Below are 13,784 nucleotides of genomic sequence, written 5' to 3'. Positions count from 1 at the left end.
ACCGGCGGCAGGGGGCACCGGCGGCGGGGGTCACCGGCGGCGCCGAAGCGGCTCAGTGAGAAGGCGCCGCGGCCTCCATGGCCGCCTGGGCCTCGACCGCGATCGCTCGCATCGCCTGCTCGGCGCGCGCGGCGTCGCCCGCGGCCACGGCCTCGGCGACGTCGCCGTGGAGGCGGATCGCGCCGGGTTCGGGGTGCGCCGGCATGAGGTCGTGATGCGTCCGGCCGGCGAGGACCTCGCTGACGACCGAGGACAGAGCGGCGAACATGTCGTTCCCTGAGGCGGCGAGCAGGATGCAGTGGAAGCGGATGTCGTGCTGGAGGTAGGCCTCGAGGTCGCCCTGACGGCCGGTCATCGACATCCCGATGACGGCCGCCGTGAGCTCGCCGCACTGCGCGGGGGTCGCATGGGCGGCGGCCAGGGCGGCCGCGACGGGTTCGACCCCTCGGCGCAGCTCGCTCAGGGTGCGCAGCTGGCTCGCCCGGTCGGGCCCCGCGAGCCGCCACCGGACGAGGCGCGGGTCGAACGCGTTCCACGAGGAGCGGGGCCTGACGGTGACGCCGACGTGTCGCCGGGTCGTGACGACCTGCAGCGACTCGAGCACCTTGACGACGTCGCGGGCCACCGTCCTCGAGACGCCGAACTGCTGCGAGATCTGGTCGATCGTGATCACGTCGCCCTCGGCGAGCTCACCCGCCACCAGGGCTGGACCGAGCTGTGAGAGCACGCGCTCGTGCAGGCCGCTCGCCGTCTCCGTCGCCGTCACGTGCTCATTCTGCCGGACGCGCGCGTCGACTTCGACCACAGATCACATCTTTGACCGGACTGATTTGATTTCGTAGTACCAATGACGCATCCTCCATCGGAGGGCGCTGGGATCAGCGCCAAGACCTCAGAGCTGAGGAGAGCGAGCATGGACGAAGAAGCCACCAGGCGGCCGCCGCTGGTCGTGGTCATGGGCGTGGCGGGCTCGGGCAAGACGACCGTCGGCCAGGCTCTCGCCGAGAGGCTCGGAGTGGAGTTCGCCGACGCCGACGCCTTCCACAGCGAGGCCAACATCGCGAAGATGGCCTCGGGCCACCCTCTCAATGACAGCGACCGCGCGCCGTGGCTCGTCGCCATCGGCGCCTGGCTCGCCGACCACGACGAGCAGGGGGGCGTCGTGGGCTGCTCCGCCCTGCGCCGTCGTTACCGCGACGTGCTCCGCACCGCAGCACCTCGTCTGCAGCTGCTGCACCTCGACGGCGACCCGGCCGTGCTGACGCAGCGCATCTCCGAACGGCCCGGGCACTTCATGCCCGCCTCGCTCATCGCGTCCCAGCTCGAGACGCTCGAGCCGCTCGAGGCGGACGAGCCCGGCCGCGCGGCCGACCTGACCGCTCCCGTCGACGACATCGTCAACGACTTCATCACCCGCCTCGACCCCACAGGAGCACGCCCATGAGATCGACCGCCCTGGCCGCAGCCGCCCAGGCGCTGACGGACGCCGGCAGCACCCAGCTCATTCTTGCTGCGCTGCTCGGCATCGCCGTCATCGTCGTGCTCATCACGAAGTTCAAGCTCCACCCGTTCCTGTCCCTGACGATCGGCTCGATCAGCGTCGGGGCGCTCGCGGGGATGCAGCTCAAGGACACCCTGACCAGCTTCGGCACCGGTGTCGGAGCCACCGTCGCGGGCGTCGGCACGCTGATCGCCCTGGGCGCGATGTTCGGCCGGCTGCTCGCCGACTCGGGCGGTGCGGACCAGATCGTCGACACGATCATCCGGCGTGCCACGACGCGGACGCTGCCCTGGGCGATGGCCCTGGTCGGCGCCCTGATCGGCCTGCCGATGTTCTTCGAGATCGGGCTCGTCCTGCTGATCCCGGTCATCCTGCTCGTCTCCCGCCGGTCGGGCCTGCCCCTCATGAAGATCGGCATCCCGGCCCTCGCAGGTCTGTCGGTGATGCACGGGCTCGTGCCGCCGCACCCCGGTCCGCTCGTGGCAATCGCGGCGCTCAACGCCAACCTGGGCATCACCATGGCGCTCGGCGTGCTCGTCGCGATCCCCGTCGTCGTCCTCGCCGGCCCGGTTCTCGCGAGGTACGTGGCCCGCTGGGTCCCCGTCGCCGCGCCGGCCCTGTTCGTCACGAGCGGCGCTCCCGCCTCGGCTGCGGTGCGTGCGGACGGTCGGACGGGCGGCAGCGCGGGCACCGGCACGGCCGTCGAGACCCTCGCCCCGGAGGCCGAGGTCGTCACCCGCCGACCGAGCTTCGCGACGACCCTGTCCACGGTTCTGCTCCCCGTCGTCCTGATGATGGGCAAGGCGCTCGTCGACATCTTCCTGCCCGACACGAGCAGCCTGCGCATGGCTCTCGACTTCATCGGGACGCCGCTCGTCGCGCTGCTGCTGGCCGTGCTGGTCGCGATGTTCACCTTCGGTGTCGGGTCGGGCATGGACCGCAAGGAGATCGCCGCCTCGCTCGAGAAGTCCCTGCCGCCGATCGCCGGGATCCTCCTGATCGTCGGTGCGGGTGGCGGGTTCAAGCAGACCCTGATCGACACCGGGATCGGCGGGGTGCTGGCCAAGGCCATCGCCGGCAGCAGCGTGTCGCCGCTCATCCTGGCCTGGGTGGTCGCCGTGCTGATCCGCCTCGCGACGGGGTCGGCCACCGTCGCCACCGTCACGGCGTCCGGGATCCTCGCGCCCGTCGCCCTGACCCTCTCGACCGGGGAGACCTCGCTGCTCGTGCTCGCCATCGGCTCGGGGTCGCTGTTCTTCAGCCACGTCAACGACGCGGGCTTCTGGCTCGTCAAGGAGTACTTCGGCCTGAGCGTCGGGGAGACGATCCGCAGCTGGTCGGTCATGGAGACGGTCATCTCGGTGGCCGGCCTCGTGCTGGTGCTGCTGCTCGGCATCGTCGTCTGAGCCCTCCGATCGCCTGAGAGGCCCGCGTCCGGCAGCACGCCGGACGCGGGCCTCTCCGCTCGGAGCCCCAGCCGACAGATGCGGCGGAGGCAAGGGCCGAACGTCCCTGGCTGCGACCTCGCCGCGGATTAGCGTGAAGAGCGTGTGACGCCGGCAACGCCGGCTCGACAAGCGAGTCGAGCGCCCGACGCGCGTCCTTCGGAGGTCAACGATGACCGTGTATGCACCCCCCGGAACCGCCGACAGCATCGTCGACGTGCATCCCCGCTACGAGAACTTCATCGGGGGCAAGTGGGTGGCGCCTCGCGCCGGCGAGTACATGGACGACCTCACGCCCGTGACCGGCAAGCTCATCTGCCAGGTGCCGAAGTCCGACGCGTCCGACGTCGAGGACGCCCTCGACGCCGCGCACGAGGCCTTCGTGACCTGGGGCAAGACCACGCTGACCGAGCGGGCAGCGGTCCTCAACAAGATCGCCGACCTGATCGACATGCACCGCGAGGAGCTGGCCGTCGCGGAGACGTGGGAGAACGGCAAGCCCGTCCGCGAGACCCTCGGGGCCGACATCCCGCTCGCCGCCGACCACTTCCGGTACTTCGCCGCCGCGACCCGCGCGTGGGAGGGCACGAGCACCGAGATCGACGCCAAGACCGTCTCGTACGAGTTCCACGAGCCGCTCGGCGTCGTCGCCCAGATCATCCCGTTCAACTTCCCGCTGCTCATGGCCGCGTGGAAGATCGCCCCGGCGCTCGCGGCCGGCAACTGCACGATCGTCAAGCCTGCGTCGCCGACCCCGTGGTCGATCCTCAAGCTCATGGAGATCATCGGCGACGCCGTCCCGGCGGGCGTGATCAACATCCTCACGGGTCCCGGCGCCTCGATGGGCAAGGCGCTCGCGACGAGCCCGCGGATCGCGAAGATCGGGTTCACCGGTGAGACCACGACCGGCAAGCTGATGATGCAGTACGCGGCCGAGAACATCATCCCGGTCACCGCCGAGCTCGGTGGCAAGAGCCCGAACATCTTCTTCAGCGACGTCATGGCGCGCGACGACGCGTTCCTCGACAAGGCCGTCGAGGGCCTCGTGCTCTTCGCGTTCAACAAGGGCGAGGTCTGCACGTGCCCGTCCCGCGCGCTCGTCCAGGCCGACATCTACGACGCGTTCATGGAGCGGGTCCTGGGGCGCATGAAGGCGATCAAGCAGGGCAACCCGCTCGACACCGAGACGATGGTCGGCCCGCAGGTGTCGATCACGCAGCTCACGAAGATCGCGGGCTACGTCGACATCGGCCGCGGCGAGGGCTGCGAGGTCCTCGCGGGTGGGGCGCCGGCCACGATGGACGCGCCGTACGACGGCGGGTACTACTACCAGCCGACGATCCTCAAGGGTGAGAACTCGATGCGGGTCTTCCAGGAGGAGATCTTCGGGCCGGTGCTCGCGGTCACGACGTTCACCGACGAGGCGGACGCGCTCCGGATCGCCAACGACACGAAGTACGGCCTCGGCGCCGGTGTGTGGACGCGCGACGGCAACCGCGCGTACCGCATGGGCCGCGGGATCCAGGCCGGTCGCGTGTGGACCAACTGCTACCACAACTACCCGGCCGGAGCGGCGTTCGGCGGGTACAAGATGTCGGGCATCGGCCGCGAGAACCACAAGATGATGCTCGAGGAGTACAGCCAGAACAAGAACCTGCTCGTCAGCTACGACGAGGAGGCGATGGGTCTGTTCTGACCCCGTTCGCACGGCGTGGGCCCTTCCGCAGCACGTCGCGGGAGGGCCCACGCCCACGTGCCGCTCCATGTCCCTGCCGGTAAGGTCAGGCGATCCGCTGAACGACGAGGAGTCGCCCATGTGCAGTCCTGCCCGCTGCCCGCGTTGCGGCAAGGTCACCTGGACGGGCTGCGGCCTGCACGTCGACGAGGTGATGGCGAGCGTCCCGCCCGCGGAGCGGTGCACCTGCCGCTGACCGACGCGCGGGCATACCCGGCGCCGCGACGCCGGAGCCCCGATTCGCACACTGGCCGATTCACACACGGGCCGGCGCGCGACCCCGCCGACGCCTGACGGCTGTCGGTCGTGAGAATCTGGTCCCGCCTCGCCGCGAGGTCCACCCGGCCCGGGTGGTGCGGCCTGGCTCGGAACGGAAGGCTTCGCCATGCCCCTGCGCGCGTCGAGCTCATCGTCGGTCGACAAGCCGAGCGCACCGTGAGGGCGGCGCGGCTGCACGGACCGGGCGACGTCCGCGTCGCCGACGAGCCGGCCCCGGTGCCGACCGCCGGTGAGACGCTCGTCCGCGTGACGGCGGTGGGCCTGTGCGGGTCCGACCTGCACTGGTTCAGCGAGGGCAACATCGGTGACGCCACGCTGTCGTCGCCGCTCGTGCTCGGTCACGAGTTCGCGGGAGTGATCCAGGGAGGTCCGCACGACGGTGTCCGCGTCGCCGTGGACCCTGCCTGGCCGTGCGGCGAGTGCGAGGAGTGCCTCGAGGGCAACCGCAACCTGTGCCCGTCGGTGGTCTTCGCGGGGCACGGGACGAACGACGGCGGGCTTCGGGAGCTGGTCGCGTGGCCGACCTCCCTGCTCCACCGGGTGCCGGACTCCCTCAGTGACGCGGACGCGGCCATGCTCGAGCCGCTCGGCGTCGCGATGCATGCGATGGACCTCGCGGGCCTGCGCCTCGGGGGCACCGTCGCGGTCGTCGGCTGCGGGCCGATCGGGCTGTGCGTCGTCCAGCTCGCACGCGCGGCGGGAGCCACGCAGGTGATCGCCGTCGAGCCGCTCGAGCACCGGCGCCAGGCGGCCGCCGCGGTGGGCGCCGACCTGGTCCTGGACCCGGGGGCCGACGACGTCCTCGACCGCATCGACCGGGCGACGAACGGGCGCGGCGTCGACGTCGCGCTCGAGGTGGCCGGCAACGACGACGCCGTCCGCCTCGCGGTCGTCGCGGCCCGGCCCGGCGGGACGGTCGTCCTGGCGGGGATCCCGGCCACGGAGAGCACGTCGTTCCCCGCGGCCGTCGCGCGGCGCAAGGGCCTCACGATCAAGATGTCCCGCCGCATGAAGGAGATGTACCCGCGGGCGACCGCCGTCGTCGTGCGCGGTCTGGTGGACGTCCGGTCCCTCGTGTCGCACACGCTGCCGCTCGAGCAGAGCCTCGAGGCGTTCCGCGCCGCCGACGAGCGGGTCGGTCTCAAGGTGATCGTGACACCGTCCGCATGACGCGCGACGCCGGCCTGGTCGTCGCGGTCGACTGCTCGACGACGGCAGCCAAGGCAGTCATCCACGACCCCGCGGGCCAGGTCGTCGCCCAGGCCGCGCGACCTCTGCAGCTGCAGCAGCCGCGCGCGTCGTGGCACGAGCAGGACGCCGAGGAGTGGTGGTCGGCGACCCGGGACGCCGTGGCCGCGGCCGTCGCCGCCCTGCCGGACCCGGCACTGGTGCGGGCCGTCTGCCTGACGCACCAGCGCGAGTCGTTCGTGTGCCTCGACGCCGCGGGCCGACCGCTGCGCCCGGCGATCCTGTGGCTCGACGGGCGTGCCCACGAGGAGATCGCCGCGCTCGGCACCGCGCGCGTGCACGAGCTGTCCGGCAAGCCGCCGGACACGACCCCCGCGATCTACAAGCTCGCGTGGCTGGCCCGGCACGAGCCCGACGTGCTGCGCGACGCCGACCGGGTCGGCGACGTGCAGGCGTACCTGTCGTGGCGGCTCAGCGGGCGCTGGGCCACGAGCCCCGGGTCGGCCGACACCCTCGGCCTGTTCGACCTCCAACGCCTCGACTACTCGCCCGAGCTGCTCGAGCTGGCCGGGGTGCGCCCGGGTCAGCTGCCCGAGCTGGTGCCGGCCGGTCAGCCGATCGGGATGATCACGGCGGACGTCGCGGCGGCACTCGGCCTGCCCGGACCCGTGCCGCTCGTCGCGGGCATCGGCGACGGTCAGGCCGCGGGCCTCGCGCTGGGCGCGACGGTCCCCGGGGTCGCCTACCTCAACCTCGGCACGTCGATGGTGCTCGGGGTGCACTCGGCGACCTACCGGTGGGACCCGGCGTTCCGCACGCTCGCCGGTGCGCAGCCGGGTGCGTACACGCTCGAGACCGTCCTCAACGCGGCGGCGTACGTCGCCACGTGGTGCCGCGAGCAGTTCGGCGAGACGGGGGTCGACGGCGTCGTCGGCAGCGGTCTCGAGGCCGCCGCGGCGGACCTGCCGTGCGGGGCCGAGGGGCTGCTCACGCTGCCGTACTGGAACGCGGCGCAGACCCCGTACTGGGACCCGCTCGCCCGCGGCGCGGTCGTCGGCTGGCACGGCCGGCACACCCGGGCGCACCTGTACCGCTCGATCCTCGAGGGGGTCGGTTTCGAGCTGCGCCTGCACCTCGAGCGGCTCGAGGAGGTCACCGGGCAGCCGGTCACGACGATCCGGATGGTCGGGGGCGGCGCGCGCAGCCCGCTGTGGGTGCGCCTCGTCAGCGACATCACGGGTCGCCCGGTGCGGGTCTGCTCCGACGGCGAGGTGAGCGCGGCCGGTGCGGCCCTGCTGGCGCGCGGCTACCTGGACGGTCGGGGTCGCGCGCCCGACGACCGGCCCGCGGCGGAGGTGATCGCCGAGCCCGCCGGCTACGACGTGACGCCCGACGCGTCGACGGCCACGGCGTACGGCGCGCTCTACGCCGTGTACCGCACGCTGTACCCCCAGCTGAAGTCCGTCTTCGCGGACCTGGCCGGGGCGGCGGCCGTCAGCGCCGCGGGTGGTCCCGGTAGTAGTCCCGCCAGATCAGCCGGTGCACCGGGACCCAGCGAGGGATCGAGCGCAGACCGGGGATGAACGGGACGAGGACGAGCCCGAGGGTCAGCAGCATCATCAGGCCCCAGACGAGGGCGTCGGCGTTCTCGGACGTCGAGAACGGCGGGACCTGGTACCAGAACGTGTACAGCCACATCCAGGGCTGACCGGGGTAGTTGCCGGTCTCGTTCATCATTCCCCACTGGTCGCCGCCGAGGTTCCGGGCCCGGGCCTGGTCCTCGAGGTACGCACCGTCGGCGAGCAGCAGGAGCGACCTCGTCTGGTCGCCCCCGTAGAAGTTGCCGGACGACGTGAGCGCGCCCTCGAGCCCCCCGGTCTGGGCGAACGTGAGGAAGCTCGCGGTGATGACCGGCACAGGACCGTAGTCACCGGTCGCCACGGCGGAGGGGTCGCCGTCGGGTGCCTGGGCGAGCGCGTCGCTGTAGTCGGTGGCCCACTGCGTGCGCTGGTCGGCGTCGGCGGACTGCCACGTGGCGAGCGCGTCGGTGAGCGTGCTGTTGTCGGTGACGCCCCCGAGAGGGGTCAGCACCAGGTCCTGGGCCGAGTCCAGCGGGATCGTGACGCCGGCCCACTTCTGAAGGGTGAGGGGTCCGAGCGAGGCGCCGTCCGCCGCCGTGTTGTACGGCGGTCCGAAGCCCGCGCTCGTCGTCGTGCCCGCGAGCTCGCCCGCGGCCGTCGCGACGACGTCGTTCGGGGCAGCGTTCGCCCAGTCGCGCATCGTGATGGCCTTCTCGTCCGGGGAGGAGAAGGCCGCGGCGAGGCCGACGGTGAGCAGCGTCACGACGATCAGCGCGACGACGAACTCCTTGACCAGGTCGTAGGGGCGCGCGGCGAAGCCGTGGGAGTCGGGGGTGCTGCGTCGGCCCGTGCGGGTGACGCGGCGGGGTTCGGTCGACGTCGTCATGGTGCGACCTCCTCCTCGTCGGCGTCGATCGGCGGCACGATGCCGTGGCGGCGGACGAGGACGACGTGCAGGACGACGATCACGCCGAGCACCAGCGGCAGCAGCACGACGTGCCACAGCAGCATCTGGGCCGGGTTCAGCACGTTGAAGAACGCGCCGACCCCCACCGAGTTGAGTCCGTCCTTGGCCTGCGTGCTGATCCATTGCGAGGCGAAGTTCGACTGCGACAGGTATCCGGTGAAAGCGGTCCCGATGGATCCGACGAACGCGACGACGCCGGTCATCCACGTCAGGGCCCGGTTGCCGCGCCACGCGGCCATCCAGAACTTGCCCCACAGGTGGATGACCATGAATGCGAAGAACAGCTCGACGCTCCACAGGTGGAGCGAGTTCACGAACCGGCCCAGGCTCGAGACGTGCCACCACGTGACTCCGCCGAGGGTGAGCAGGACGCCCGAGGCGACGACCACCACCAGCGCGGCGAGAGTCAGGACGCCGAAGACGTAGATCCACGACGACATGTAGGCGGGCTGCCGGTCGGGCAGCGCCTGCCCGGGCGGGACGACGTGCGAGAGGCGCTCCCGGAGGCGCGCCGTCCAGCTCGTCGGCGTCGCGGCGGGCGGCCGGCCCGCGTGCACGGCGGTCATGAGTCGCGGCCCGAGGAGTCGTGGTGGCGCCGCCCGGGGAAGGGCAGGACGAGGGCGAGGACGAACACCAGGACCATCGCCGCGATGATGATCAGGTTGGTGACGGAGATCTGGATGGCACCCGAGCTGACGTACCGCCCGGCGCCGTCGGCGAGCAGGATCGTGGGACGCATGGGTCACCTCTCGGAAGGACGATCCGCCCTCTGCGGGCGCGGCATCGAAAACCGAACAATGTGACGGTAACCCCGTTATCGGGAATACGCTCGGGCGGGTCTCGTCCGCGGAAGAAGAATGCTGTGAGCCGCGCGTGAGGCGGCTGTGAAATGCGGCGGAGCGACGCGGCGGTAGCGTCGTCCTGTGAGGTCAGCCGAGTACGACGCGTTCGGTCCGTGGATCATGCCCGTGACGGTCCGCGAGGAGATTCCGCCGCTGTACCGGGCGCACGGGTTCGACCTCGCCGGCGCGCGGCTCGTGCTCAAGCTCCCGCGCAACGTCGCTCGCCGCGACGCGACGCCGTCGATGGACCTCTACGACCACCTCGTGATCGTGGACGACGCAGCGCTGACAGTCCTCAGCCGCCGACCCGGCGGGTACGACGAGCGGGTGATCCCGCACGACGCGATCTGCGCGATCGACTACGGCACCGACCTGCTCGACGGGTGGATCACGGTGCAGAGCGTGGGTGCGGGCGGACCGGCGGCGCTGACGCTCTCCTATGTGGGGACGTCGCAGGACGTCGTCGAGGGGCTCGTGTCGCTGGTCCGCTCGCTGTACCGGTCCGAGCCCGACCCCGACGGCGACGGGTCGACGGGCCGTGCCGCGGGCGGCGCCGCTGCCCTGCCGCCGCTCGGGCAGCGCGACCTGGGGGACAAGGACATCGCGCTCGTGACGCACCAGCTCGCGGTGCTCCGTGCCGAGCCCAGCATGCGGCTGCTCGGCTACCACCGCCGACAGCTCCTCGCGGCCCGCGAGGGCGGGGGACTGCGCCGGCTCATCCGCCTCGTGCGCCCGGTCGTGCTCCACGCCGTGGTCGTGTGCGGCGACGACTCCGAGCTGCAGGTCCTGCACCGCCGGGACTGGGTGACCCGCGGCCGACACCCCGAGTACTCGCTCGCGTGCACGGTGCTGCTGCTCGCCCGCGTCGACCGCGCGGTGCTCGCCGATGACCCGCGCAACGCAGGGGTCCGGGTGCTCACGCTGCACTGCGGCCGCTCCGCCCTCGAGCTCGTCGTCCCCGCCGGGTCGTCGACCGAGAACGCCCTGGTCGCGCAGCTCGGGGACCGGCTGGCGCGCTGACGGTCCGAGCGTGGGGCCGGTCACCACGACCGTCCGAAGGAACATCGGCGGCGGCACGGGGGTTGGGCACGGCATGACAACACTGGGACTCATCGGCAGCGGACACATCGGCAGCGCCCTGGCGCGCCTCGCCGTCGCGCACGGATATGACGTGATCGTGTCCAACTCACGCGGACCGGAGACCCTCACGGATCTTGTGGACGAGCTCGGCGACCGGGCGCGCGCCGGCACCGCGCACGAGGCGGCCGACGGTGGCGACGTCGTCGTGGTGACGGTCCCGCTCAAGGCGTACCTGCAGGTCCCGGTCGAGCCGCTCGCGGGCAAGATCGTGATCGACACCAACAACTACTACTCGCAGCGCGACGGGCACCTGCCCGAGCTCGACGCGAACTCCACGACCTCGGCCGAGCTGCTGCAGACGCACCTGCCGACCTCCCGCGTGGTCAAGGCGTTCAACAACATCCGCTTCGACGACCTCGCGGTCGACGGCACCCCCGCCGGGACCCCCGGGCGCCGCGCGCTGCCGGTCGCGGGCGACGACGTCGAGGCCAAGGACCGGGTCGTCGCTCTGCTCGACCAGTTCGGGTACGACGTCGTGGACGCCGGACCCCTCGCGGAGGGCTGGCGCTTCCAGCCGGACACGCCCGCGTACGTCCAGCGGTACGACGCGGACACGCTGCGCGAGGCACTCGCGGCCGCCGCGCGCGCCTGACACCTGCGCATCTGCCCCGCACGGCGACGTTCGCCGTGCGGGGCAGATGGCAGAATCCGCGGCATGCCACCCGACGAGCTCTGGTTCGACCGCCCGGCGACGGAGTGGCTCGAGGCGCTGCCGCTGGGCAACGGCCGCACCGGGCTCATGGTGCACGGCGGCGTCGCGGTCGAGCACCTGCAGGTGAACGACGCGACGGCGTGGTCGGGGAGCCCGCGCAGCGAGCACGCGGGCCACGTCGTCGAACGGTCCGCGGCCGCCGCGGCGATCGCCGCAGCCCGGGCCGCGGTGCTCGCCGCGGACTTCGACGAGGCGGCCCGCCAGGTGCAGCTGCTGCAGCACCGGCACACCCAGTCGTACCTGCCGCTCGCCGACGTGCGCGTGACGTCGAAGGTCAGCGGCAGCGCAGGAGTCGCGGACGGTGCCGAGGGGAGCGAGCCCGTCGTCACCGGGTATCGGCGCAGCCTGGACCTGGCCACAGCGACGTGCACGGTGACCTACCAGGTCGACGGCCACGACGTCAGCCGTCGGGTCATCGTGAGCCACCGCCACGGGGTCGCGGTGCTCGAGATCACGACCGACCACCCTGCCGGGCTCGACCTGACCATCGCGGCGACCTCGCTGCTGCGCGTCACCGGCACCGGGGCCGACCCGGGCGGGGCCTGGATGACGCTGCGCATGCCCTCGGACGTGTCGACCGACTCGGGTGACGCCGAGCCCCTGACGTACTCGGACGAGCCGGGGTCGTGCCTCGAGGGTGCCCTCGCGGTCGGGTGGACGCACGACGGCAGCCTCGACGCGCGGACGAACGGTGCGACGGGCGTCCACGCGGCGACCGTCGTGCTGGCGACCCGGACGACGTTCGCGGGGATCGCCCGCGAGCCCCAGGGGTCCGGGTCCGACGCGCTCGCCGCGGCGCGGGCCGCTGTCGCGCGGGCGCTCGACGACGGCGTCGGGACGGTCCGCCGCGCGCACGTCGCCGACCACGGGGCCCTGTTCGCGCGGGCCCGGGTCACCACCGCCCCGCCGTCGGGCACCGACACGGCGACCACCGACGTGCCGACCGACGAACGACTGCGCCGCGCCAATGCCGACGCCCGTGGCGTGCTCGCCGCCGACCCCGGGCTCGTCGGGCTGCTGTACTCCTACGGGCGCTACCTGCTCATCGCGAGCTCGCGCCCGGGCGGGGTGCCGGCCAACCTGCAGGGTCTCTGGAACGACCAGCTGCAGGCGCCGTGGAGCGCCAACTACACGACGAACATCAACGTCGAGATGAACTACTGGCCCGCCGAGGTCGCGAACCTCGCCGAGCTGGCCGAGCCGCTGTTCGACCTGGTCGACGGGCTCACGGTCACCGGGGCCGCCACCGCCGCGCGGCTGTACGGCGCGCCGGGGTGGGTCGCGCACCACAACACCGATCCCTGGGCGTACAGCCTCCCCGTGGGCGAGGGCAGCCACGACCCTCGGTGGGCGTTCTGGCCGCTCGCGGGCGCGTGGCTCGTCCGCCACCTGTGGGAGCACCTGCTGTTCGGCGCCGACGACGCGTTCGCCCGGCGCGCGTGGGTGCCGATCCGGTCGGCGGCGGAGTTCTTCCTGTCGTGGCTCGTCGAGCTGCCCGACGGCACCCTCGGGACCGTGCCGTCGACGTCCCCGGAGAACGTGTTCCGCACGCCCGACGGTCGCGAGGCAGCGGTCGATGCGTCGTCCACCCTGGACCTCGTCCTGGTCGCCGACCTGTTCGCCATGGTCGGGGCGCTCGCCGCCCGGCTCGGGGTGACCGACGACGCCGTCGTCCACCGGGCTGCCGCCGCGGCCGACCGGATCCCTCGGCCGCGACCGGGCCACGGCGGGCTGGTCCCCGAGTGGCTCGCGGACCGGCCCCAGGTCGACCCGGCGCACCGGCACGTCTCCCACCTGTACTTCGCGTTCCCGGGCGACCACGCGCTCACGCCCGAGCTCGGCGCTGCTGTCGGGGCGAGCCTCGACGCGCGCGGCGACGAGTCGACGGGCTGGTCGCTGGCCTGGAAGACGGCGCTGCGAGCGCGGCTGCGTCAGCCCGAGAAGGTGAGCGACCCGCTGCGGCTCGCGCTACGGGACATGGGTTCGGAGCACGGCGAGTGGAGCGGCGGGCTGTACCCGAACCTGTTCGCCGCGCACCCGCCGTTCCAGATCGACGGCAACTTCGGGTTCGTCGCGGCGCTCACCGAGTGCCTCGTGCAGAGCCATGCCGGGGTGATCGAGCTGCTGCCTGCGGTGCCGCGTGAGCTCAGCAGGGGCTCGGCCGCCGGGCTGGTCGCGCGACCCGGCGTCGAGGTCGCGCTGCGGTGGGCCCCGGACGGCGGGGGAGTCCCCACGCTCGTCGAGGCGACGTTCGCGCCGTTGCGGGCTCCTGGTCGCGCGCGCCACCGGGTGGTGTGGGGCGACCGGGAGGTCCTGGTCGACCTGACGGACGGTGCGGCCGTGATGGTGCGGGCCGTCGACTTCGCCGGGTAGGTCACAAACCGGTCACGGCTGC

12 protein-coding genes are annotated in these 13,784 nt (G+C 72.5%); 8 read left to right on the top strand and 4 right to left on the bottom strand.

What is annotated here, in order from left to right:
• Window positions 1-52: 52 nt before the first annotated feature.
• Window positions 53-766 (bottom strand): FCD domain-containing protein, encoded by a 714-nt coding sequence (locus DDP54_RS03370; RefSeq protein ID WP_109132320.1) that lies wholly within the window; start codon window positions 764-766, stop codon window positions 53-55.
• 147 nt (window positions 767-913) lie between these two features.
• On the opposite strand from DDP54_RS03370, the gene DDP54_RS03365 reads away from it, so the two are divergent.
• From DDP54_RS03365 to DDP54_RS03345, 5 genes are all read left to right on the top strand, one after another.
• The gene (locus DDP54_RS03365) at window positions 914-1,444 is read left to right on the top strand and encodes a gluconokinase (RefSeq protein ID WP_109130554.1); all 531 of its coding nucleotides are present in this window, start codon (window positions 914-916) and stop codon (window positions 1,442-1,444) included.
• On the top strand, window positions 1,441-2,907 hold the full coding sequence (locus tag DDP54_RS03360; protein WP_109130553.1) for a gluconate:H+ symporter: 1,467 nt from the start codon (window positions 1,441-1,443) through the stop codon (window positions 2,905-2,907). Before DDP54_RS03365 ends, DDP54_RS03360 begins: the two co-directional genes overlap by 4 nt.
• Before the next feature lie 211 nt (window positions 2,908-3,118).
• Window positions 3,119-4,642, top strand: a complete 1,524-nt coding sequence (locus DDP54_RS03355; protein ID WP_109130552.1) for an aldehyde dehydrogenase family protein — start codon at window positions 3,119-3,121, stop codon at window positions 4,640-4,642.
• 474 nt (window positions 4,643-5,116) lie between these two features.
• Window positions 5,117-6,130, top strand: a complete 1,014-nt coding sequence (locus tag DDP54_RS03350) for a zinc-binding dehydrogenase (protein ID WP_109130551.1) — start codon at window positions 5,117-5,119, stop codon at window positions 6,128-6,130.
• On the top strand, window positions 6,127-7,731 hold the full coding sequence (locus tag DDP54_RS03345; protein ID WP_109130550.1) for an FGGY family carbohydrate kinase: 1,605 nt from the start codon (window positions 6,127-6,129) through the stop codon (window positions 7,729-7,731). The genes DDP54_RS03350 and DDP54_RS03345 overlap by 4 nt, the downstream gene beginning before the upstream one ends.
• Here the strand turns inward: DDP54_RS03345 and DDP54_RS03340 are convergent.
• Genes DDP54_RS03340 through DDP54_RS18060 form a run of 3 tightly spaced genes read right to left on the bottom strand, consistent with a single transcriptional unit; the run spans window position 7,643 to window position 9,434 of the window.
• Window positions 7,643-8,614: a hypothetical protein gene (locus DDP54_RS03340; protein ID WP_109130549.1), complete on the bottom strand. Its 972-nt coding sequence runs from the start codon at window positions 8,612-8,614 to the stop codon at window positions 7,643-7,645. The genes DDP54_RS03345 and DDP54_RS03340 overlap by 89 nt on opposite strands.
• Window positions 8,611-9,261 carry a cytochrome b N-terminal domain-containing protein gene (locus DDP54_RS03335; RefSeq protein ID WP_109130548.1) on the bottom strand — a complete coding sequence of 217 codons (651 nt, stop codon included), beginning with the start codon at window positions 9,259-9,261 and terminating at the stop codon, window positions 8,611-8,613. Before DDP54_RS03335 ends, DDP54_RS03340 begins: the two co-directional genes overlap by 4 nt.
• Window positions 9,258-9,434 carry a hypothetical protein gene (locus tag DDP54_RS18060; protein WP_158274438.1) on the bottom strand — a complete coding sequence of 59 codons (177 nt, stop codon included), beginning with the start codon at window positions 9,432-9,434 and terminating at the stop codon, window positions 9,258-9,260. The genes DDP54_RS03335 and DDP54_RS18060 overlap by 4 nt, the downstream gene beginning before the upstream one ends.
• Window positions 9,435-9,618: 184 nt before the next feature.
• Here DDP54_RS18060 and DDP54_RS03330 point away from each other — a divergent pair, with 184 nt between their 5' ends.
• From DDP54_RS03330 to DDP54_RS03320, 3 genes are all read left to right on the top strand, one after another.
• Entirely contained in the window at window positions 9,619-10,557 is a 939-nt protein-coding gene (locus DDP54_RS03330; RefSeq protein ID WP_109130547.1) for a hypothetical protein, read from the top strand.
• Between the two features lie 73 nt (window positions 10,558-10,630).
• Window positions 10,631-11,269: an NADPH-dependent F420 reductase gene (locus DDP54_RS03325; RefSeq protein ID WP_109130546.1), complete on the top strand. Its 639-nt coding sequence runs from the start codon at window positions 10,631-10,633 to the stop codon at window positions 11,267-11,269.
• A gap of 63 nt (window positions 11,270-11,332) precedes the next feature.
• Window positions 11,333-13,762, top strand: a complete 2,430-nt coding sequence (locus DDP54_RS03320) for a glycoside hydrolase N-terminal domain-containing protein (RefSeq protein ID WP_109130545.1) — start codon at window positions 11,333-11,335, stop codon at window positions 13,760-13,762.
• Window positions 13,763-13,784: the final 22 nt, after the last annotated feature.

Origin of the sequence: Cellulomonas sp. WB94, assembly GCF_003115775.1 — a bacterium.
Taxonomy (GTDB): Bacteria; Actinomycetota; Actinomycetes; order Actinomycetales; family Cellulomonadaceae; genus Cellulomonas_A.
Note: the sequence above shows the minus strand (reverse complement) of the source record. Positions and strands in the feature narration are given on the sequence as shown.